This window comes from Methylobacterium brachiatum, from assembly GCF_020523825.1.
Classification (GTDB): domain Bacteria; phylum Pseudomonadota; class Alphaproteobacteria; order Rhizobiales; family Beijerinckiaceae; genus Methylobacterium; species Methylobacterium brachiatum.
This window is the reverse complement of the sequence record NZ_JAJALK010000005.1, coordinates 12,401-32,539: the sequence shown is the minus strand read 5'-3', so window position 1 is coordinate 32,539 and position 20,139 is coordinate 12,401. Positions and strand designations below refer to the sequence as shown.

Genomic DNA, 20,139 nt, shown 5'->3' with positions numbered 1-20,139 from the left:
GATGAGCGCGCAGACCCAGGAGGACAAGCTCCTCCGGATGGCGAACCAGATCGCCACCTTCTTCCGGTCCTACCCGGAAGAGGAGGCGGTGGCCGGGGTGCACAAGCACATCACGGCCTTCTGGACGCCCAAGATGGTCTCGAAGCTCGAGGCCGCCCTGCCGGAGATGGGCGACCGGGCCGACAGTCTGGTGCAGCGGGCCCTGCGCGGCGCCGAGCCCCAGGCCGAGAGCCCGGTGCGCCCGGCGACCCGCGATCCGCAGAAGCTGGGCGAGGGCGCCAGCGACGCCGGCTGATTGGCAATTCGCGCGCTCCAACCGGGGATTAAATCCCGGGTTGGAGCGTTTCGCGTGCTGGCAACCGGTACCCGGAACCGCTAGGCTTTCCGCGATGCATGACTCAGTCAATGAAGTCGTGCTCGGAGGAAGCTTCGATGCATTCAGAACTGGCGGGCGCGGTCGTGCCCGGAAGCGATCACGGCTGGCTGTCCCGTGAACGCATCGTCGCCAAACCGGGCTTCAACCGCTGGCTCGTTCCGCCCGCGGCCCTGGCGATCCATCTCTGCATCGGCATGGCCTACGGCCTGTCGGTCTTCTGGCTGCCGCTGACCCGCGCCCTCTCGGTCGGCCAGCCCGCGCCGGCCGCCTGCCCCGACATGGGCGTGATGACCGCCCTGTTCACGACGACCTGCGACTGGCGCGTCAGCGACCTCGTGATGGTCTTCTCCATCGGGATCGTGATGCTCGGCCTCTCGGCCGCCCTGTTCGGCGGCTGGCTGGAGCGGGCGGGCCCGCGCAAGGCCGGTATCGCGGCGGCCCTGTGCTGGGGTGGCGGCTTCCTGATCGGCGCGCTGGGCGTCTACCTCCACCAGCTCTGGCTGGTCTGGCTCGGCATGGGCCTGATCGGCGGCATCGGGCTGGGGCTCGGCTACATCTCTCCGGTCTCGACGCTGATCAAGTGGTTCCCCGACCGGCGCGGCATGGCCACCGGCATGGCGATCATGGGCTTCGGCGGCGGCGCGATGATCGGCTCGCCCCTGGCCGACGGCCTGATCAAGACCTTCCGCAGCGCCGAGTCCGTCGGCGTCTGGCAGACGCTCGCGGTGATGGGCCTCGGCTACATCGTGTTCATGCTGGGCGGCGCCTTCGGCTACCGGGTCCCGCCGCCCGGTTGGCGCCCGGACGGGTGGACCCCGCCGGCGTCCAAGAACGCCATGATCGCCTCGGGCCACGTCCACCTGCGGGACGCGCACAAGACCTTCCAGTTCTGGATGATCTGGCTGGTCCTCTGCCTCAACGTCTCTGCCGGGATCGGCGTCTTGGCGCTCGCCTCGCCGATGCTCCAGGAGATCTTCGGCGGCGCCTTGATCGGGCTGCCCGGCACCGGCTTCACCGCCCTCGACGCCGGTCAGAAGGCGCAGGTCGCCGCGATCGCCGCCGGCTTCGTCGGCCTCCTGTCCCTGTTCAACATCCTGGGCCGGTTCTTCTGGGCCTCGATGTCGGACCGGATCGGCCGCAAGCTCACCTACGCGATCTTCTTCGCGCTGGGCGGCGTGCTCTATGCCGCCGCCCCCTGGGCCGCCGGGATCGGCTCGCAGGCGCTGTTCGTCGCCTTCTTCTGCGTGATCCTGTCGATGTATGGCGGCGGCTTCGCGACCATCCCCGCCTATCTCGCCGACGTGTTCGGCACGCAGTTCGTGGGCGCGATCCACGGTCGCCTGCTCACCGCCTGGTCGACCGCAGGCATCGTCGGGCCGTTCGTGGTCACCAAGATCCGCGAGGCCCAGGCCGCCGCCGGGGTGCAGGGCGCGGATCTCTACGGCCGGACCATGTACGTGCTCGCCGCCTTCCTGGCCGCCGGGTTCGTCTGCAACCTGCTGATCCGGCCGCTGGCCGGGCGCTGGTTCATGTCGGATGCCGAGCGTGCCGCCCTGGACGTCCGGGCCGGCACGGCGTCGGTGCGCGCCTCGGGCTCGTTCGGCATCGGCCGGGGCGGGTTCAGCCCCGCGGCCGGGCTCGCCTGGGCGGTGGTCGGCATCCCGATCCTGTGGGGGATCGGCATCACTCTGTCGAAGGCGTTCATCCTGTTCCGCTGAGCGGCCGGTTGTGGCTGGACGGGTGGGTGATTACCTTCTGGCATGCCAAAGCGTGCCGGCATGAGTCGTTCGGAATGCCCCCGTGATCGACAAGCTGGATTTCCTGCTCGCGCTCGCCCGCGAGCAGCATTTCGGCCACGCGGCCGAGACCTGCGGGGTGACGCAGCAGACCCTCTCGGCCGGCGTGAAGCAGCTCGAGAACCGCTTCGGCGTGCAGCTCGTGCTGCGCGGCTCGCGCTTCCAGGGCTTCACCCCGGAGGGTGAGCGGGTCCTGGCCTGGGCGCGCCGGATCGTGGCCGACGCGCGGGCGATGCACGAGGAGGTCACCGGCCTGCGCCGCGGCCTGACCGGGCACCTGCGCATCGCCGCGATCCCCACGGCCCTGCCGATGATCGTGGACCTCACGACCCCCTATCGCGAGCGCCACCCGGACGTGCGGCTCACGGTCGAATCCGCCGCCTCCACCGACATCTTCTCGCTGATCGAGAACCTGGAGGCCGATGCCGGGCTGACCTATCTCGACAACGAGCCCCTGGGCCGGGTCGTGTCCGTGCCGCTCTACCGGGAGCGCTACCGGCTGGTCACGGCCGATGGCGGTCCGTTCGACGGCCGCGCCAGCGTCACCTGGGCCGAGACCGGCCAATTGCCGCTCTGCCTGCTGACCCCGAACATGCAGAACCGGCGGATCATCGACCAGCAGATCCGCGAATCAGGCGCCGAGCCGGCCGCGACCCTCGAATCAAATTCGATGATCGTGCTCATGACCCATGTCCGCACCCTGCGCTGGGCCTCGATCATGCCGGAGATCCTGGTCGACGCCCTCGGGCCGATGGCGGGGGTGCGGGCGATCCCGATCACCGCCCCGGACCTGGAGCACACGATCGGCCTCGTCGCCCCGCGCCGCGAGCCCTCGACCCCGATGGTGACCGCGCTCGTCGCCATCGCCCGGGCCCTGGCGCGGACGCTGGACCCGGAGCTCGCCGGGGCGATGCCCGGCCCGTGAGGGTCGCTCAGGCCGGTACCGAGAGGCCCCGCAGCAGGAAGCGGGCAGCGCGATAGGGCAGGAGCGGCAGCTTCAGGACGCAGCGCGCCGCCAGGATCGCCAAGACGGTCAGCGCCATCAGCAGCATTCTCGACATCGCGCGCTCCGCCGCCCGAATCGGCCGAAGCCGGACCCTGGGCGCCCCCGTAAGGTGCGACGCTGGTCTGAAGCCGCCCTCCGATCCATCCGCGCATATGAAAAAGCCGCCCCGTTCCCGGAGCGGCTTGTCGGATCGGCTGAGGCCTGAGGGGGGGCTCAGACCTTACGTGATCCTGCCTTACTTGATCTTGGTTTCCTTGAACTCGACGTGCTTGCGCGCCACCGGGTCGTACTTGCGCATCGTCAGCTTCTCGGTCTGCGTGCGGGAGTTCTTCTTGGTGACGTAGAAGTAGCCGGTGTCGGCGGTGGAGATGAGCTTGATCTTGACGGTGACGGCCTTGGCCATGGCGCGGCGCTCCTGCAGGGTGCGGCATTCCGCGTGAGCGAAACGCAAATGGCCGGGAAAGCCCGGCCGAATACGGGCGGGTCAATGCCCGATCGGGCGGTTCAGGTCAAGACCGGGCGCCCGCGCGCTCCATCGTGACGAGGCTCACGGAGAAGGCGAGGAACAGCGCGAGCAGCGCCCAGGCGAAGCCGTGCGGCGGCACCAGGTCGAGGCCGCCGCCGATCAGGGGCGGTCCCAGCATCAGGCCGACATTGTACAGCACCACGAAGGCCGCGTTGGCGCCAGCGAGATCCGTGGCCGGCACCCGGTCGCCCAGGGTGGTCAGGCCGACCGTGTAGAGCGTGCCGGCGATGCCGCCCCAGGCGAACAGGACGAGGCCGAGGGCCACCGGCGATCCCGACGCCAGCGGGATCAGGGCGGAGCCCGCCGCACCGCCGAGGCTCGCCCCGAGCAGCACGGCGCGCCGGTCGAAGCGGTCGGCGAGCCAGCCGAACGGGATCTGGAACAGCACGTTGCCGAGCGCGATCAGGCTGACGAGGCCGGCCGCGCCCTGCGCGTCGTAGCCCAGGCGCAGGCCGTAGAGCGGCAGGATCGCGAAGATCCCGGTCTCCACCGCCCCGTAGGCGAGGGCGGCGAGCAGCGCCCCGGGGGCGAAGCGCAGATAGGCCAGGATGCTGCGGCCGGAGCCGTGCGCGATCGTTGGCGAGAGCCCCCGGGCGAGGACGATCGGCAGGCCGCCGGCCAGCATCAGGCCGGCGCCGGTCAGGTAGGGCGCCAGGCCCTCGGTCCCGACCAGCGCCAGGAGTGCCGGGCCGACCGCGAAGCCCGCCGCCAGCACGGTGGCGTAGATGCCCATCACCAGGCCGCGGCGCTCCGGCGGGGCGGCGGCGTTGATCCAGTACTCGGACAGCACGAACAGCGCGCCCAGCGTCGCCGAGAACACGAAGCGCAGCGGGAACCACAGGGCGATGCCCGGCAGGATCGGGAAGGCCGCCAGGCTCACCGCCCCCACGACCAGCGCCAGGCAGAGCAGCCGCGCGACGCCGATCCGCGCGGCCAGCCGGGGCACGAACGGCACGGTGCAGATGCTGGCGATGCCGGCAACCGCGGTGTTGAGCCCGATCAGGGTACTCGACGCGCCGCGCCGCTCAAGCTCGATCGACAGGAGCGGGATCGACAGGCTCAGCCCGATCCCGACCACGGTGACGCAGGCGATGGCGGCGGTGATCGCCGCCACGGTGTCCGGCCCGATCCCGCTTCCCGCGACGATCCGGTCCGGCCTCTCGGAAACATTCACAACGCAACTCGTTCGCGGCGGCCGTAGCGCTCGTAGTGGAAGGGGATCATCCGGTAGGGCGCGAAATCGACGGCGATCTGCGCCTCCAGATCGTCCAGGATGGCCCGGGTGATGAACGGCAGGTCGAGCTTGCGCGCCGCATCGAGGCGGACCCAGGCGAGCTCGGTGAACTCGGAATCCGGGCTCACCCGGCCCGGCTCCTCGGCCGCGACCATCCGGCGGTCAACGGCGAAGAACCGCGTGTCGAACCGGCGCACGCGCTTGGGCGGGGTGATCGCCCGGGCCACGAGGTGCAGCGCCTCGAGGTCCGGCAGGATCTCATGGCGGGCGAAGGCTTCCCAGCCCGCCGGGGCGGTCTCGGGGGCGCCGTGCTCGCGCGTGCCGAGCAGCAGGCCGGTCTCCTCGTAGGTCTCCCGGATGGCGGCGAGTGCCAGAGCCCGGCCGAGATGATGCGGCGGCCGGGAGACCTGGCGGGTGAGCGCGGCCTCGGCATAGTCGGGCAGGGCGCCGGCCACCGGCATGTGGCGGTCGCCGAGCTCGATCCGGCCGCCCGGGAACACGAACTGCCCCGGCATGAAGGCGAGCCGCGGGTTGCGGCGGCCCATCAGGACCTTGGGGCCGCCCTTGCCGCGCCGGTCGAGCACGATCAGGGTCGCGGCATCCCGCGGGCGCAGGCGCGCCGGGGAAGGCTTCGGCTCAGGGCTGGTCGGGATCTCGGATTCCTGCTGCGGCTCCGGCTGCGGCAAGGCGTGTCTCCTTCAGCCCCGAGACGGGGCCGCCCCGCGGTAACGTGGCGAAGCCGTGCATGCCAAGGGCGTATTGCAGCCCGACGACGGCCCCCTTGACCGGCTGCAGCAGGACGAGGGCGAACAGGAGCGTGAAGACCGGCCAGACACCCATCTCGACCCAGAGGGGGACGTCGTAGGCGCTCTCGGTCTCCAGGATCAGGTAGCCGACCACGTGGGCGACGATGAAGATCACCACGTAGGGCGGCAGGTCGTCGGCCCGGTGATGGTGCAGCTCCAGGCCGCAGACGTCGCATTCCGGGCGCACCTTGAGGAAGCGCCCGAAGATCCGGCCCTGGCCGCAATGGGGGCAGCGGCCGATGAAGCCGCGCGCCATCGCGGGGATCAGGCGGGTGCGCACGGGAATCGCGTCGGTGGCCATGTTTAGGGTCTACACCGGCCGGGTCACCGGCGCGAGCCGCGATGGCGCGTACCGGAGTTGCGGATGCCGGACGGACGACCCGACGGCGCGGCCTTGAACGGGCGGCCGCCGGGCTTCCGGCCGCCGCTATCCTTGCCGGACCCGGCGCGGGTCTTGCCCTCGCTGAGCAGCTCGAAGCGCAGCGCGCCGGCCACCGGGGCGGCCTCCACCAGCCGGACCTCGACCCGGTCGCCGAGCCGGAAGGTCTCGCCGCTGCGCTCGCCCACCAGGGCGTGGCGGGCCTCCTCGTGGCGGAAATAGTCGGCGCCGAGCTGCGAGATCGGCACGAACCCGTCCGCTCCGGTCTCGTCGAGCTTGATGAACAGGCCCGACCGGGTGACGCCCGCGATCTGGCCCGCGAAGGTCGCGCCGATCCGGTCGACCAGATGGTGGGCGATCAGCCGGTCGATGGTCTCGCGCTCGGCCGCCATGGCGCGGCGTTCGGCCGCCGAGATCTGCTCGCCGATCTGGGCGAGCTCGCCCAGGGACACCGCCGCCGGCAGGCCGTCGGAGCCGAGACGGCAGGCGGTGATCAGCGCCCGGTGGACGATCAGGTCGGCGTAGCGGCGGATCGGCGAGGTGAAATGCGCGTAGCGGCGCAGGTTCAGCCCGAAATGGCCGAGATTCTCGGCGGCGTAGACGGCCTGCGCCTGGGAGCGCAGCACCACCTCGTTGATGAAGGTCGCGTGCTCGCTGCCCGCCACCGAGCCGAGGATGCGGTTGAACAGAGCGGGGCGCAGCGCGCCCTCCTTGGGCAGCTTGATCCCGACCGAGGCCAGGACCTCGCCCAGAGCCTGCATCTTCTCCTGCGCCGGCTCGTCGTGGACCCGGTAGATCAGCGCCTGCTTGGCCGCCTCCAGGGTCTCGGCGGCGGCCACGTTGGCCTGGATCATGAACTCTTCGATCAGCCGGTGGGCGTCGAGGCGTTCCGGCACGATCACCCGGTCGACCGCGCCCTCGGGCGACAGCAGAACCTTGCGCTCGGGCAGGTCGAGGGCGAGCGGGCCGCGGCGATCGCGCGCCGCGCGCAGGGCGGCATAGGCCGTCCAGAGCGGGCGAAGCGCCGGCTCGAGCAACGGCCCCGCGGCGGCGTCCGGCTGGCCGTCGATGGCGGCTTGCGCCTGCGCGTAGGCGAGCTTCGCGCGGGAGCGCATCATCACCCGGTGGAACGTGTGGCGGCGCTTCTCGCCGTCGGCGGTGATCACCATCCGGACCGCGATGGCCGGGCGGTCCTCGCGTTCGCGCAGGGAGCAGAGGTCGTTCGAGATCCGCTCCGGCAGCATCGGCACGACCCGGTCGGGGAAGTAGACCGAGTTGCCCCGCTCCAAAGCCTCGCGGTCGAGGCTCGAGCCGGGGCGGACATAGGCCGCCACATCTGCGATGGCGACGGTGAGGATGAAGCCGCCCGGATTGGCCGGGTCGGGATCGTGCTCCGCCATCACGGCGTCGTCGTGGTCCTTGGCGTCCGGCGGGTCGATGGTGAGCAGCGGACGGTCGCGCCAATCCTCGCGGCCCGCCAGCGCGGCCGGCTCCGCCTGGTCGGCCTCGGCCAGGGTCGCGTCGGAGAAGACGTGCGGGATGTTGTGCAGGTGGAGCGCGATCAGGCTTACGGCCTTCTCGGAGCCGAGCGACCCGAGCCGCTCCCGGACCCGGCCCCGCGGCAGGCCGAAGCGGGTCTCGCGCTCCAGCGACACGCTGACGAGGTCGCCGTCCCGAGCCTGGCCCTCCTCGCCGGGCGGGATCAGGATCTCGCGGCCCTGCGAGCGCTTCTCCACGGGCACGATCCGGCCGCCCTGCGCGCCGGCGCGGTAGACGCCGATGATCTCGGCCTTGTTCTTCCCGATGACCTTGATGACCCGGCCGGTATAGCCGCCCTCGGCGTCGCGCTCGACCCGGACCAGGGCGCGGTCGCCGATCCCGGCGGCCGGCCGGCTGCCCTTGCGGGGGCCGCGGCCCTGGGTCAGCACGATGGATGGCGGCTTGCCGGTGCCGGTCCATTCCACCGGGATCGCGAGGAAATCACCGTGCCGGTCGCGGCTGCGGATATCGGTCAGCACCACCGGCGGCAGGCGGCCCGCGGTCGCGAGCCCGCCGCGCCCGCGATCGACGGCGCCGTCCTCCTCGATCTCCTTGAGGATCCGCTTCAGGTCGATCTTGGCGGCGCCCTTGATGCCGAACGCCTTGGCGATCTCCCGCTTGCCGACGGGTTCGGTCGCCTCCGCCACGAAGGCGAGGATCTGCTCGCGGGTGGGGAAGGGCGGGGGAGCGGCGGGCTCGGCCGCCTCTGCGCTGATGCGTCGTGCCAAAAGGTGGTGCCGGACAGTTCTCGAAAACGATGTGCGCCCGAAATCGGGCGCCGGACCGCTGATTCGGTCTTGTCATCCCAAGATGGGGTTCCGGTCGGTCGGCGGCAACGGCGGCACGCGCGTCCTCAACAGGCGCGATCAGCCCGTGGAGGCGGACTTGCGGATGCGATCGACCGCGAGATCCAGGTCGAGGCTGGGATCCAGGATCTCGTCGAGGGTGAACGGGCAGGCGCGCGGCAGCGTCAGGTTCACCTGGCCCTCCTCGGGCGCCAGCTCCGGCGTCTCCGCCAACTGGATCGCCAGCGTCCAGGCGCCGTCCATGCGCAGGCTTCCGGCCTCCGGCGGCTCGGCCGCCAGCGCGGCGAGCTTGTCCCGCCCGGCCTCGCGGCAGGCGAGGCTCTTGCCGTCATCGGAGATGAGGGCCGCCTTGATCAGTTCGGCCAGGGCATCCCGGACCCGTTCGACACTCGCGTTCATGGGCATCCGCTCCGCATTCGCGCCCGCCGGGGCAAGCGCGGTGCCAGCACCCATCGGGGCGGCGCGACATAATCGCGGACCTTCCCTCGGGAGCCGCCCAGTGTAGAACGCTTCCATGATCCCGGTCCTGACCCGCAAAACCGAGGCCGTGCCGCTCTACGAGGCGGCTGTCGCCGAACTGCGCCTGCGCGGCTTCGAGGGCGACCTGACTCTATCGGCCGCCGACCGGACAGTCTTTTCCACCGACAACTCGATCTACCAGGTCGAGCCGGGGGCCGTGGCCTTCCCGCGCTCGCGCGACGACCTCGTGCGGATCGCCAAGCTGCTGGACGACCCGCGCTTCACCGAGATCGTGATCCGCCCGCGCGGCGGGGCGACCGGCACAAACGGCCAGTCGCTCGGCCACGGCCTCGTGGTCGACACCTCGCGGCACATGAACCGCATCCTGGAGATCGACGTCGCCCGCCGCATCGTCCGGGTCGAGCCCGGGGTGGTGAAGGACCAGCTCAACCGGGCGCTCGCCGCCCACGGCCTGTTCTTCGCCCCCGAGCTCTCGACCTCGAACCGCGCCACCATCGGCGGCATGATCTCCACGGATGCCTGCGGGCAGGGCTCCTGCCTCTACGGCAAGACCCGCGACCACGTCCTGGCGCTGACCTGCGTGCTCGCCGACGGCACGGTCTGGGAAGCCGAGCCGCTGGACGAGGCCGGGCTCGCGGCCGCCAAGGCGCGCAACGACCGGGTCGGTGAGATCCACCGCACCGTCGACACGGTCGTCAGCGAGAACGCGGCGCTGATCGCCGAGCGCTTCCCCAAGCTCAACCGCTGCCTCACCGGCTACGACCTCGCCCATCTGCGCGACGCGTCGGGGCGTTTCGACCTCAAGAGCGTGATCTGCGGCTCGGAGGGCACCCTGGCGCTGATCGCAGACGCGCGGCTCAACGTGCTGCCGATCCCGAAGGCCTCGGTGCTGGTGGCGCTCTCCTACGTGGATTTCGACGCCGCGCTCCGCGACGCCCAGGCCCTGCTGCCCTTCGGCGCGGCCTCCGTCGAGACCATCGATTCCACCGTTCTGGGGCTCGCCCGCCAGGACCCGATCTGGGCCGAGGTGCAGGCCTTCTTCCCGGACGATCCCGGCGGTCGGCCGGTCCACGGCATCAACCTCGTGGAATTCGTCGGCGACGACGCGCAGGCCGTGGACGCTGCTCTCGCGCGGCTCACCGCCATGCTGGAGGCCGAGCGCGGCACCGAGACCAAGCGTCTGGGCTTCACCATCGCCCGCGGCGACGCGATCGAGAAGCTCTGGACGATGCGCAAGAAGGCGGTGGGCCTCCTCGGCGCCGCCAAGGGCGACGCGCGCCCGATCCCGTTCGTCGAGGATACCGCGGTGCCGCCGGAGCGGCTCGCCGACTTCATCGCCGAGTTTCGGGCGCTGCTCGACGCCAAGGGGCTGCGCTACGGCATGTTCGGCCATGTCGATGCCGGCGTGCTGCATGTCCGCCCGGCCATCGACCTGAAGGACCCGAACCAGAACACCCTGATCCGCGAGGTGACCGAAGGCGTGGTCGCGCTTACCGCCAAGTATGGCGGCCTGCTCTGGGGCGAGCACGGCAAGGGGTTCCGCTCCGAATTCGTGCCCGCGACCTTCGGGCCGCTGATGCCGGCGCTGGAGGCGGTCAAGCGCGCCTTCGACCCGGGTGACCGGATGAACCCGGGCAAGATCGCCTCGGCGCGGGGCGGCGCGCTCACCCGGATCGACGGGGTCCCCCGCCGGGGCGAGCAGGACCGCACGATCCCGCCGCCGGTCCGGCGGGATTTCGACGAAGCCCTGCACTGCAACGGCAACGGCGCCTGCTTCAGCTTCGACGCGGATGAGGCGATGTGCCCGTCCTGGAAGGCGACCCGGGAGCGGCGGCACTCGCCGAAGGGCCGCGCCTCGCTGATGCGCGAGTGGCTGCGCCTGGCCGCCCAGGCGGGGATCGACCCGGCCGCCGAGCTGAAGCGCCAGCGCGCCGGCTGGCTGCCCGATCTTCTTGCGACTTTGTGGAGCGGTTTCCGGCGTCGCGCCGAGGCGGATGACTTCTCCCACGCCGTCAAGGAGGCGATGGACGGCTGCCTCGCCTGCAAGTCCTGCACGGGCTCCTGCCCGATCAAGGTCGACGTGCCGACCTTCCGGGCCAAGTTCCTGGCGCTCTACCACGCCCGCTACGCCCGGCCCCTGAAGGACCACCTGGTGGCGGCGCTCGAGCCGCTGCTGCCGCTGGCGGCCCGGATGCCGCGCCTGAGCAACGCGGCCCTGGCCAATCCGCTCGCCCGGAAGCTGCTGGCCAAGGCCGGCCTGGTCGGGATCCCGGCCCTCTCCTCCGTCGATCTCACGGCGCGACTCGCCGGTCTCGGGGTCGCCACCGCGACCCCGGAGGCGCTGGCCCGGCTCGCCCCGCCCGACCGGGAGCGCGCGGTGCTGCTGGTGCAGGACGCCTTCACCAGCCATTTCGAGGCGGCCCTGGTGGTGGATGCCTGTGCGCTCCTGATCGCGCTCGGCTTCAAGCCCTGGCTCGTGCCCTACCGCCCGAACGGCAAGCCGCTGCATGTCCACGGCTTCCTGGCCCGGTTCGCCGCGGTGGCGCGCTCCAACGCCGCGATGCTGCGGGCGCTCGCCCGCTCGGGCGTGCCGCTCGTCGGCCTCGACCCCTCGATGACGCTGACCTACCGGTCGGAATACGCCCAGGCGCTGGGCGGCGACGACCTGCCCAAGGTTCAGATCCTGCAGGAATGGCTCGCCACGCAGCTCGACCGGATCGCGCCCCGCCAGGGCGCGGCGACCCTGCGGCTGCTGCCCCATTGCACCGAGCGCACCAACGCCCCCGGCGCGGTGCGCGACTGGCAGGCCGTGTTCACCCATCTCGGGCTGCGGCTCGACGTGCCGGCCGCGGGCTGCTGCGGCATGGCCGGGACCTACGGCCATGAGACGCGCAACCGCGCCACCTCCGAGGCGATCTACGGCTTGAGCTGGGCCCGCCACGTGGCCGACGCCCCCGCCGGCACCCTGCTGGCGGACGGCTATTCCTGCCGGTCGCAGGTCAAGCTCGTCGACGGCGTGCGGCTGCGCCACCCGATCCAGGCCCTGCTCGACCATGTCCGGACGAGCGCGGTGGGTGCCGCCCCGTTCCATCCCGAGCGCGCTGCGGCTTCGGCCCGATGAAGGTCGCCATCCTCGGGGCCGGGGCGGTCGGCTGCTATTACGGCTTCCTGCTGGCCCGGGCCGGCCACGCGGTCACGCTGATCGGCCGCCCGGCCCTGGTCGAGGCGGTCCGGTCCGGCGGGCTGGTGCTGGAGAGCGCGGCCGGGCGCGAGACCGTCCCCGTCGAGGCGACCGCGTCCGGCGCGGGCGTCGCGGGCGCCGATCTGGTGCTGGTCTGCGTGAAGTCCGGCGATACGGAAGCGGCCGGGGCGACGATCGCTCCACATCTCAGCCCCGCGGCCACGATCCTCAGTCTCCAGAACGGCGTCGACAATGCCGAGCGCCTGGGCGCCGTGCTGGGGCGGCCCGTGGTGCCGGTGGCGGTCTACGTCGCCACCGAGATGGTCGGGCCGGGCTGCGTCCGCCATAACGGAAGGGGCGACCTGGTGCTCGGCGCCTCGGAGGCGAGTGAAACGATTGCCGCCGCGTTCGATGCGGCCGGAATCCCGGCCACCGTCTCGGAGCGCGCGCTCGACGCCCTCTGGGGCAAGCTGATCCTGAACTGCGCCTACAACGCCCTCTCGGCCCTGACCCAGCTGCCCTACGGCCGCCTCGTGCAGGGCGAGGGCGTGATCGCCGCGATGACCGACGTGGTGCAGGAATGCGTCGCGGTGGCGAACGCCTCGGGCGTGTCGGTGCCCGACGACATCCGCGACACGGTGCTCGCCGTCAGCACCAGCATGGCCGACCAGCGCTCCTCCACGGCCCAGGACCTCGCCCGGGGCCGGCCCAGCGAGATCGACCACCTCAACGGCTATGTGGTGCACAGAGGCGCGGCGCTCGGCATCCCGACGCCGGCGAACCGGATGCTGCACACGCTGGTCAAGCTCGCGGAGCGGCAAAATGAAAGCTGAGGGATCGGGGTGAGATCCGGCGCGGGGCGCTGTCTGTTTCACGCCGCTTGCAGAAAGATTTAGACCGGCGCTGGTTCGCGCAGCTCGATCACCAGCTTTCGTCCAACAGCCTCTGCCGCTTTTTGGATGGTATCAATCTGGACAGCCATATTTGTTGGATCGAGCAGCCGGTCGAGCTGGCTACGGCTGGTTTTCATCTTCTTCGCCATCTGCGTTTTGGACATGTTCTGCGCTTCCATGGCCTGCTCGATCTGCCATGCCAGAACACGCTTGGTTGCCGCCGCGTAGATGTCTTCCTTGCTTCCCGTTTCGTTGAGGAAGCTCTCAAAAGAAGATCCGATGCGTTCGCTCATCGCTGAAGCTCTTTCTGGCGCTTGGTGGCGATACGGATGTCGGACAACGGGGTCTTCTGCGCCTTCTTCACGAACCCGTGCAGTAGGACCATCTGACCCTGATGCATGACGAAGATGACTCGCCCAATCTTCCCACCGGTCAGATCGCTGCGGACCTCCCAAAGCCCATTGCCGAGCGATTTGCAGGTCGGCATCCCGACAGGCCAGCCGAACTCGACGATCGCGATGTCAGTACCGACAATCTTCCGGTCGTCAGCCGACAGGCTAAGGATCCAGTCTCGCACCGGTTCGGTGCCAGTGGTCGTCCTGTAGAATGAAGCGGGAACTTTTTTCTGCGTCACTGACGGTCCGTACCGTACGCGGTACACAGTGCCGTATACGGTACAAATCCGTCAAGCAATTTCGTGCCCGGTTTGGCTGGTTCCAGACATTCAGAATGAGCCGCTGACCCTTCGGCTCACTTCAGGCCATCACGCGCTCGCCGCGGCATTCGCCTTGCGCGTCGCGGCGGCCTTCTTGGCCGAGGCCGAGCGCTGTTCCGGTGTCCGGCTGGCGGCGGCCTTGCCGCCCGTGGCGCCGCCCTTGTGGGCCGCCGGGTGTCCCGTATCCTTGCCGCGGCCCGAGCCGCCCGGCTTCTTGCCGCCGCCGTCGTCCTTGTTGACGGTGGCCCAGGCGCGGGATTCCGCCTCCTTCTCCGGCACGCCGCGCGCCTCGTAGGACTCGGCGATGTGCTCGGCCTTGCGCTTCTGCTTGTCGGTGTATTTCGCCTTGTCTCCCTGCGCCATCGCGCCTCTCCTCACGCTCAGCCTACGCCGGTCGGACCGTCGAGGATCGCCCGCACGCGGCGGACCAGTTCCGTGCGCCGGTAAGGCTTGTTGAGAAGGTCAAACTCCGAACCGCCGATATCGGTTCGCTCCAAACTCGCCTCCGCGTAGCCCGTGGCGAGCAGGACCTTGAGCTTGGGTTGGCGGCGGCGCGCTTCCCGGGCGAGCAGCACGCCGTTCATGCCGCCGGGCATGATCAGGTCGGTGAACAGCAGGTCGATGCGCTCGCTGGAATCGAGAATCTCGAGGGCCTCGCGGGCATTGCCGGCCATCAGGGTGGTGTAGCCGAAATCCCGCAGGATGGTGCGGGCGAGCTCGGCCACGTCCTCGCGGTCGTCGACGATCAGGATCGTCTCGGTGCCCTGGCGGTCCACCGCCCGGTGCGAGACCTTGGACGGGGCGTGCGCGTCGCCATCCGTTGCCGGGAAGGACAGGCGCACGGTCGTGCCGGCGCCGACCGCGGACTCGATCTGGGCGGCGCCCCCCGATTGCTTGGCGAAGCCGTAGACCATCGACAGGCCGAGGCCGGTGCCCTTGCCCTCCTCCTTGGTGGTGAAGAACGGGTCCATCACCCGGGCGAGCACGGCGGGCGGGATGCCGGTGCCGGTATCCTGGATGGCGATGCTGACGTAGCGGCCGGGGCGGAGCGGCCCGATCTCGCCGCTCGATACGACCTCGGTGTTCTTCGTCGTAATCCGGACGGTGCCGCCCTCCGGCATCGCGTCGCGGGCGTTGATCAGCACGTTGAGGATCGCGACCTCGGCCTGGGTCGGGTCGACGCGGCAGTTCCACAGGTCCTGGGCGAGATCCAGCTCGATCGTCACCACCTCGCCCACCGAGCGGGCGACCATCTCGCGCATCCCCTCGATCAGCGTGTTGAGGTTGACCGCGCGCCCGTCCAGCCGCTGCTTGCGGGCGAAGGCCAGGAGCTGCTGCGTCAGCGTCGTCGCGCGCTCGGCCGCCTGGCGGATGTTGTCGGTGGCGCGCCCCAGCCGGGCGCGGTCGGCATCCGGCTTCTCCAGACCGGAAGCCAGGATATCGACATAGCCGACGATCACCTGCAGCAGGTTGTTGAAATCGTGCGCGATGCCGCCGGTGAGCTGGCCCAGCGCCTCCATCTTCTGCGCCTGGCCCAGCGCCTCCTCGGCGTCGCGGCGGCGCGAGACGTCGAGCTGCGAGCCGAAGAAATACACCAGCTCGCCGGCCGAATTGTACACCGGCGAGACGAACAGGGCGTTCCAGAAGCTCGAGCCGTTCTTGCGGTAGTTCAGGATCTCGGTCGCGAATTCGCGCTTCTCGGCGATCGCCGTGCGGATCTGGTCGACGGTCTCGCGGTCGGTCTCGGGCCCCTGCAGGAACCGGCAATTGCGCCCGACGAGCTCCTCCGGCGTGTAGCCGGTCATCGCCAGGAACGCGCGGTTGGCGAAGATGATCGGGTTGTCCGGCTGGCGCGGATCGGTGACGATCATCGGCATCCGGGTGGTTTCCACCGCGGCGAAGAAGATGTCGCTGGTGCGGTCGGAAACGTCGCTGGCCGCGCCGTCCTGGACCACGGCGCTCGGTCCGATCGGGGGTTTTTCGGGAGAGTCGGACATGCCGCGCGGTCTTGATTCTTTCGGACTTGGACGGAGCGGATGTCGGTGGCGACCGACATCCGGCAGCGACTCTAGGGGGCCCATCGACGTTGTCGACGGCGCCAATGTCGCGCTTGCCGCGCGAGGCGCAGTCGTGGGCCGGCTAGGCCGCCGCCGTCCGGGCCGGGCCGGGCAAGGCCTTCACGGGCGCCGCGGCGACCCGCGTCGGCGCCGGCTCGCGGCAGGCGGTGAGGACTGCCGAGAGCGCCTCGTTCAGCGAGGTGACCAGAAAATCCGCCGAGGTCGCCCGGCGGAGGCGGTCCAGGGTGGCCGGGTCGCGCTCGCGCCAGAAGCCCACCAGGATGCGCACGCCCGGCACCGCTGCGCGGGCCTGCCGCACGGTGAAGCGGATCTGCGACAGGCTGACCGGCTCCAGATAGGAGAAGCAGATCAGCGCGAGGCCCTCCGGCTTCTCCGGCCGCTCGCCGGCGCGGATCGCGGCCATCGACAGGGTCTGCGAGGCGAGCCCGTGCCGGGCCAGGATCTGGCTGAGCATCAGCGTCGCCGCCTCGTCGAACGGGCCGCGGCTCGACACGCACAGGACCGGCGTCTCGCTGCGCCAGGCCGGCGCCAGATCCTCGCGGGCGAGCACGATGCCGGCCACCTGCCGGTCCGGACCGATGGCCGCCAGAGCCGCGGCGGTCTCGGTGTCGGGCGAGCGCGCCGATCCGCGCCAGGTCCGCCGCGCCACCGGCGCGGTCCCGAGCCGCCCCACCACGGTGCGAATCGCGGCGCCGACCTCGTCCTGGCGGGCGCGGTCCAGGGTGCCGCGTGAGAGGTCCTCCTGCGCGAGCAGCAGGCCGGCAAGCGCCACCTCATCGTAATAGGTGACGAGGGCGCGCTCCTTGAGGAACTGCCAGCCCTGGTCGATCGCCTCGGCCGGGTCGCCCGCGAGCATGCGCTGGTAGAAAATCTCCGGCGGCGCCAGGGCCGGCCGGTCGCCGAGCAGCACGTCGAGATACCAGAGCCGCTCGACATGCCGGCCGAGCACGACCAGGCAGACGGTGAGCGGGGTGGCCAGCACCAGGCCGATCGGCCCCCACAGGAAGGTCCAGATCGTGGCCGCCAGGATCACGGCGATCGGCGACAGCCCGGTCGAGTGGCCGTAGAGCAGCGGCTCGATCACGTGGCCGGCGATCGGCTCGACCACCAGGAACAGGGCCGCGGTGGCGATCACCATGGTCCAGCCGGGATCGACCGCGGCGGCGAGGATCAGCGGCAGCAGGGCGCTGATCGCGGCGCCGATATAGGGGACGAAGCGCAGGATCGCGGCGAGCACGCCGAACAGCGTCGGGCTCGGCACGCCGATCAGCCAGAGGCCGACCCCGATCACCACTCCGAAGGCGATGTTGAGGGCGAGCTGGGCCAGGAAGAACCGGCTGAGCCGGCTGGTCGCGTCGTCGATCGCCGCCGTGACCCGGCGCAGGTCCCCCGAGCCGCCCGCCAGCCGGATCGCCCGGTTCCGCAAATCCTCGCGCTGAAGCAGGATGAAGATCGTGAAGATCAGGATCAGCCCGGTGGTGGCCAGCGGGTGCAGGATCGGGCCCGCGAAGGTCTGAAACGTCTCGACGACGCTCGCCCGGGCGGGGCTGATCTCGACGGTGAGCGGGTGCGTGCGGGTTCCCGGCTCGCCCTTGACCTCGATGGCCGGGGGCGGCTGCAGCGTGGCGCTCAGGTCCTGGACCATGTCCACCATCCGCGACAGCGTCCCGGCTCCCGCGGTGGCGCCGCGCAGGTCCTTGATCTTGGTGCGCATCACCTGGGTGTAGCGCGGCAGGTCGGAGGCGAGCTGCGACGCCTCGGTGGCGATGAGGCTGCCGATCCCGAACAGGGCTCCGAACACGATCACGACGACCAGCAGGACCGCCGCCGCTCGCGGCACGCGGATCCGCCGGAGCACCCGCACCGCCGGCACCAGGACGAAGCTCAGCAGGATCGCCAGCGTCACCGGCACCAGGATCTCGCGCCCGAGATACAGGGCCGCCATGATCGAAACGACGAGGAGCGTCGAAGCCAGCGCGACGATGACCGGCAGGCCCTGCTTGAGGCGCTGGGCGGTGACGGGATCCTCGCTCACGGATACGCTCCACTCTTGATCGAACTCTGGGACATGGCCGCCCGCGGAAGCGGTGCGGTCCGGATCGGGGAGCCTGCCGTGCCGGCCGAGCTCAGCCCGCTTGCGCGGTCTCGCCCAGGGCGGCGCTGATCTGGCTGAGCAGCTTGGAGAAATCGACTGGCTTGGGATGGTAGTCGTCGCAGCCCGCCTGGATCGCCTTGTCCCGGTCCCCGGACATGGCGTGGGCGGTGAGCGCGATGATCGGGATCGCCCGCGTGTCGGATCCGGATTTCAGCGCCCGCGCCGCCGACCAGCCGTCGAGGATCGGCAGGTTCATGTCGAGCAGGATCACGTCGGGCTGGCCCGACCGGGCCTGCTGGACGCCGGCCTCGCCGTCATGGGCCAGGATCACCTCGTAGCCGCGGCGCTTGAGGCGTCGGGACAGGAAGTCCCAGATCTCTTCATGGTCCTCGACCAACAGTATCTTCGCCATCAGAACTCGAATCCCCGGGTCGCGCTGAGCCGGCCGGCAGCCCAACGCGCGGCAACGCACAAACGCCCAACGTCCCTGCCGCGATTCCGGTCCCTGCGGAAGAGAGGTCCCCGTACAGAACGGAATCGGCCACGCCGGGATGTTCTGCCGGGTCGGATCGGCGCGCTGCACGATTGACCCGCCTCGCCCGCGGGACGAAGCGTGTCGCGCCGCGAGTCAGAGAATTCTGGAGGATCATCCATGACGCTTACGCCGGAGATCGCGTTCTATCACGCGCCCAATACGCGCTCGACCGGTGTCCGCGTGCTGTTGGAGGAACTGGGCGCGCCGCATCGCCTGCACGTGCTCAACATGCGGGCGGGCGAGCATCTGGGAGACACCTATCGCGCGATCAACCCGATGGCGAAGGTGCCGGCGATCCGCCACGGCGAGGCGCTGGTGACCGAGCAGGCGGCGGTCTACCTGTATCTGGCCGACCTGTTCCCCGAGGCCGGCCTCGCGCCCGCCCTCACCGATCCCGCCCGGGGGACGTATCTGCGCTGGATGGTCTTCTACGGCTCCTGCTTCGAGCCCGCCCTCATCGATCGCCATCTCAAGCGCGAGCCCGGGCCGCGGGCCATGTCGGCGTATGCCGATTACGACAGCGTCATCGCGTGCATCACCGAGGCGCTGAAGCCGGGCCCGTACCTGCTGGGCGAGCGCTTCAGCGCCGCCGACATCCTGTGGGGCAGCGCGCTCGGCTGGACGATGGGCTTCGGCCTGGTCGCGCCCGATCCGGTTCTGTCCGCCTATGTCGCCCGTGTCCGCGGCCGCCCGGCTTTCCAGACCGTCGCGGCCGCGGATGCGAAGCTCGCCCAGGAACACGAGGCTGCGGCTGCCGGCGCGGCCTGACGATCAGACCCGCTCGGCCTCGGCCCAGATGCCGGTGCGCGCGAGTTGCGGCGCCGGCTCGGGCGCGCTCCAGCGCAGGGGAACGGAAGCCCGGCGCCGCCAGCCTCCCGTCACCGTGAAGGACCAGGAGCGCTGCGCGCCGAGGAGACCCGTCGCGCCCGTCCAGTCGATCTCGGTGCGCCCCTGCAGGACCAGCAGGTCGCCCCTGGTGAAGTCGAGGAACAGAAGCGCCGCCCGCGGCTCGCCGATCAGGTTGCCCAGGGTGTTGAAGTAAAGGTTGCCGGAGAAATCCGGCACCGTCAGCACGTCGCCGCGGCGCCGGACGAAGCCCGGCCGCCCGCCCCGATGCGAGATGTCGGCGCCGCCCTCCCGAAGGCCGTCCCGCGACCGGGTCGCCACGAACAGCGTGTCGGCGGCATCGATCAGCGCTCCGGCTTCCGGATCCAGGGCCGACAGGATCTCGGTCGGGCCCGGCTCGCGCCGCACCGGCTCGACCGCGCGCCGCTGGATGTATTGCGGACAATTGCCGAAGCTCTGGTCGACCGCCACGGTCAGGCCGCCCCGGTCGCGGCTCACGACGCGGCCGTTGGCGCGGTTGCGCCGCCGGGTCGCCAGATCGATGCCGAGGATCCCGGCCTCGGCACCCGGCTTGAGGAACTCGGCCGCCGGGTCGGCAGGGTGGAGCGCTGCCGTGATGGCGAGATGCGTCGCGTCCGGGCTGTGCACGAAGCCGGGCGGCCCGGTCAGGAGTGTCGCGACCGGCGCGCCGGCGGCGTCCGCGGTCCCGATCAGGAGATAGGGGAGCCCCGCAAAGAACAGGCGGTGCTGATCGGGCATGAACGGCCGGATCGCCGGGGTCCCGCCCAGGATGTGCCCGGCATGGGCCTGGGCGATGAGTTCGTCTGCGTGGAAATCGGCCATGGCGC

The 20,139-nt window shown here is 70.8% G+C and carries 20 protein-coding genes; 6 read left to right on the top strand and 14 right to left on the bottom strand.

From position 1 onward, the window contains the following. The first annotated feature begins 1 nt into the window (after position 1). The 3 genes from LGR69_RS12885 (at position 2) to LGR69_RS12875 (ending at position 3,097) form a co-directional block, all read left to right on the top strand. Positions 2-295 carry a formate dehydrogenase subunit delta gene (locus LGR69_RS12885; RefSeq protein ID WP_007565756.1) on the top strand — a complete coding sequence of 98 codons (294 nt, stop codon included), beginning with the start codon at positions 2-4 and terminating at the stop codon, positions 293-295. A 137-nt stretch (positions 296-432) separates the two neighbouring features. Beyond that, complete coding sequence (locus LGR69_RS12880; protein WP_230366259.1) at positions 433-2,094, top strand: OFA family MFS transporter; 1,662 nt, start codon at positions 433-435, stop codon at positions 2,092-2,094. 82 nt (positions 2,095-2,176) lie between these two features. Continuing rightward, positions 2,177-3,097, top strand: coding sequence for a LysR family transcriptional regulator (locus LGR69_RS12875; protein WP_230366258.1), 921 nt, complete (start codon positions 2,177-2,179; stop codon positions 3,095-3,097). Between the two features lie 7 nt (positions 3,098-3,104). Here the strand turns inward: LGR69_RS12875 and LGR69_RS31825 are convergent, their stop codons facing one another. The 7 genes from LGR69_RS31825 to LGR69_RS12845 form a co-directional block, all read right to left on the bottom strand. Next, on the bottom strand, positions 3,105-3,233 hold the full coding sequence (locus tag LGR69_RS31825) for a hypothetical protein (RefSeq protein WP_007565749.1): 129 nt from the start codon (positions 3,231-3,233) through the stop codon (positions 3,105-3,107). Between the two features lie 180 nt (positions 3,234-3,413). Then, on the bottom strand, positions 3,414-3,581 hold the full coding sequence (rpmG, locus tag LGR69_RS12870; protein ID WP_007565747.1) for a 50S ribosomal protein L33: 168 nt from the start codon (positions 3,579-3,581) through the stop codon (positions 3,414-3,416). Positions 3,582-3,687: 106 nt separating this feature from the next. Then, on the bottom strand, positions 3,688-4,878 hold the full coding sequence (locus tag LGR69_RS12865; protein ID WP_230366257.1) for an MFS transporter: 1,191 nt from the start codon (positions 4,876-4,878) through the stop codon (positions 3,688-3,690). Then, positions 4,875-5,624 carry an NUDIX hydrolase gene (locus LGR69_RS12860; RefSeq protein WP_205836094.1) on the bottom strand — a complete coding sequence of 250 codons (750 nt, stop codon included), beginning with the start codon at positions 5,622-5,624 and terminating at the stop codon, positions 4,875-4,877. The genes LGR69_RS12865 and LGR69_RS12860 overlap by 4 nt, the downstream gene beginning before the upstream one ends. Beyond that, positions 5,575-6,045, bottom strand: a complete 471-nt coding sequence (locus tag LGR69_RS12855; protein ID WP_091863893.1) for a DUF983 domain-containing protein — start codon at positions 6,043-6,045, stop codon at positions 5,575-5,577. Before LGR69_RS12855 ends, LGR69_RS12860 begins: the two co-directional genes overlap by 50 nt. 23 nt (positions 6,046-6,068) lie before the next feature. Beyond that, positions 6,069-8,390 carry a ribonuclease R gene (rnr, locus tag LGR69_RS12850; protein WP_230366256.1) on the bottom strand — a complete coding sequence of 774 codons (2,322 nt, stop codon included), beginning with the start codon at positions 8,388-8,390 and terminating at the stop codon, positions 6,069-6,071. Positions 8,391-8,528: 138 nt separating this feature from the next. Then, positions 8,529-8,867, bottom strand: a complete 339-nt coding sequence (locus tag LGR69_RS12845; protein ID WP_230366255.1) for a hypothetical protein — start codon at positions 8,865-8,867, stop codon at positions 8,529-8,531. A 115-nt stretch (positions 8,868-8,982) separates the two neighbouring features. On the opposite strand from LGR69_RS12845, the gene ydiJ reads away from it, so the two are divergent. After that, complete coding sequence (gene ydiJ / locus LGR69_RS12840; RefSeq protein ID WP_230366254.1) at positions 8,983-12,069, top strand: D-2-hydroxyglutarate dehydrogenase YdiJ; 3,087 nt, start codon at positions 8,983-8,985, stop codon at positions 12,067-12,069. Next, positions 12,066-12,962 carry a ketopantoate reductase family protein gene (locus LGR69_RS12835; RefSeq protein ID WP_230366253.1) on the top strand — a complete coding sequence of 299 codons (897 nt, stop codon included), beginning with the start codon at positions 12,066-12,068 and terminating at the stop codon, positions 12,960-12,962. The genes ydiJ and LGR69_RS12835 overlap by 4 nt, the downstream gene beginning before the upstream one ends. A 59-nt stretch (positions 12,963-13,021) precedes the next feature. On the opposite strand, the gene LGR69_RS12830 is transcribed toward LGR69_RS12835, so the two are convergent. From LGR69_RS12830 to LGR69_RS12805, 6 genes are all read right to left on the bottom strand, one after another. Continuing rightward, complete coding sequence (locus LGR69_RS12830; protein ID WP_007565730.1) at positions 13,022-13,315, bottom strand: helix-turn-helix domain-containing protein; 294 nt, start codon at positions 13,313-13,315, stop codon at positions 13,022-13,024. Continuing rightward, on the bottom strand, positions 13,312-13,656 hold the full coding sequence (locus LGR69_RS12825; protein WP_230366252.1) for a type II toxin-antitoxin system RelE/ParE family toxin: 345 nt from the start codon (positions 13,654-13,656) through the stop codon (positions 13,312-13,314). Before LGR69_RS12825 ends, LGR69_RS12830 begins: the two co-directional genes overlap by 4 nt. A gap of 129 nt (positions 13,657-13,785) precedes the next feature. Beyond that, positions 13,786-14,100, bottom strand: a complete 315-nt coding sequence (locus LGR69_RS12820) for a plasmid stabilization protein (RefSeq protein ID WP_091863899.1) — start codon at positions 14,098-14,100, stop codon at positions 13,786-13,788. A gap of 17 nt (positions 14,101-14,117) precedes the next feature. Then, positions 14,118-15,734, bottom strand: coding sequence for a hybrid sensor histidine kinase/response regulator (locus LGR69_RS12815; RefSeq protein WP_039903438.1), 1,617 nt, complete (start codon positions 15,732-15,734; stop codon positions 14,118-14,120). A gap of 142 nt (positions 15,735-15,876) precedes the next feature. Next, on the bottom strand, positions 15,877-17,850 hold the full coding sequence (locus LGR69_RS12810) for an AI-2E family transporter (protein ID WP_230366251.1): 1,974 nt from the start codon (positions 17,848-17,850) through the stop codon (positions 15,877-15,879). Positions 17,851-17,941: 91 nt separating this feature from the next. Next, the gene (locus tag LGR69_RS12805) at positions 17,942-18,322 is read right to left on the bottom strand and encodes a response regulator (RefSeq protein ID WP_007565721.1); all 381 of its coding nucleotides are present in this window, start codon (positions 18,320-18,322) and stop codon (positions 17,942-17,944) included. Between the two features lie 240 nt (positions 18,323-18,562). Here LGR69_RS12805 and LGR69_RS12800 point away from each other — a divergent pair, with 240 nt between their 5' ends. Then, positions 18,563-19,213 carry a glutathione S-transferase family protein gene (locus LGR69_RS12800; protein WP_230366250.1) on the top strand — a complete coding sequence of 217 codons (651 nt, stop codon included), beginning with the start codon at positions 18,563-18,565 and terminating at the stop codon, positions 19,211-19,213. 3 nt (positions 19,214-19,216) lie between these two features. Here the strand turns inward: LGR69_RS12800 and LGR69_RS12795 are convergent, their stop codons facing one another. Continuing rightward, complete coding sequence (locus tag LGR69_RS12795) at positions 19,217-20,134, bottom strand: pyridoxamine 5'-phosphate oxidase family protein (protein WP_230366249.1); 918 nt, start codon at positions 20,132-20,134, stop codon at positions 19,217-19,219. Positions 20,135-20,139: the final 5 nt, after the last annotated feature.

Coding starts and splice junctions, on each gene's coding strand:
- LGR69_RS12820 (WP_091863899.1), bottom strand. CDS start 14,100: ATGGCGCAGGGAGACAAGGCGAAATACACCGACAAGCAGAAGCGCAAG.
- LGR69_RS12815 (WP_039903438.1), bottom strand. CDS start 15,734: ATGTCCGACTCTCCCGAAAAACCCCCGATCGGACCGAGCGCCGTGGTC.
- LGR69_RS12855 (WP_091863893.1), bottom strand. CDS start 6,045: ATGGCCACCGACGCGATTCCCGTGCGCACCCGCCTGATCCCCGCGATG.
- ydiJ (WP_230366254.1), top strand. CDS start 8,983: ATGATCCCGGTCCTGACCCGCAAAACCGAGGCCGTGCCGCTCTACGAG.
- LGR69_RS12805 (WP_007565721.1), bottom strand. CDS start 18,322: ATGGCGAAGATACTGTTGGTCGAGGACCATGAAGAGATCTGGGACTTC.
- LGR69_RS12795 (WP_230366249.1), bottom strand. CDS start 20,134: ATGGCCGATTTCCACGCAGACGAACTCATCGCCCAGGCCCATGCCGGG.
- LGR69_RS31825 (WP_007565749.1), bottom strand. CDS start 3,233: ATGTCGAGAATGCTGCTGATGGCGCTGACCGTCTTGGCGATCCTGGCG.
- LGR69_RS12880 (WP_230366259.1), top strand. CDS start 433: ATGCATTCAGAACTGGCGGGCGCGGTCGTGCCCGGAAGCGATCACGGC.
- LGR69_RS12800 (WP_230366250.1), top strand. CDS start 18,563: ATGACGCTTACGCCGGAGATCGCGTTCTATCACGCGCCCAATACGCGC.
- LGR69_RS12835 (WP_230366253.1), top strand. CDS start 12,066: ATGAAGGTCGCCATCCTCGGGGCCGGGGCGGTCGGCTGCTATTACGGC.
- rpmG (WP_007565747.1), bottom strand. CDS start 3,581: ATGGCCAAGGCCGTCACCGTCAAGATCAAGCTCATCTCCACCGCCGAC.
- LGR69_RS12830 (WP_007565730.1), bottom strand. CDS start 13,315: ATGAGCGAACGCATCGGATCTTCTTTTGAGAGCTTCCTCAACGAAACG.
- LGR69_RS12885 (WP_007565756.1), top strand. CDS start 2: ATGAGCGCGCAGACCCAGGAGGACAAGCTCCTCCGGATGGCGAACCAG.
- LGR69_RS12845 (WP_230366255.1), bottom strand. CDS start 8,867: ATGAACGCGAGTGTCGAACGGGTCCGGGATGCCCTGGCCGAACTGATC.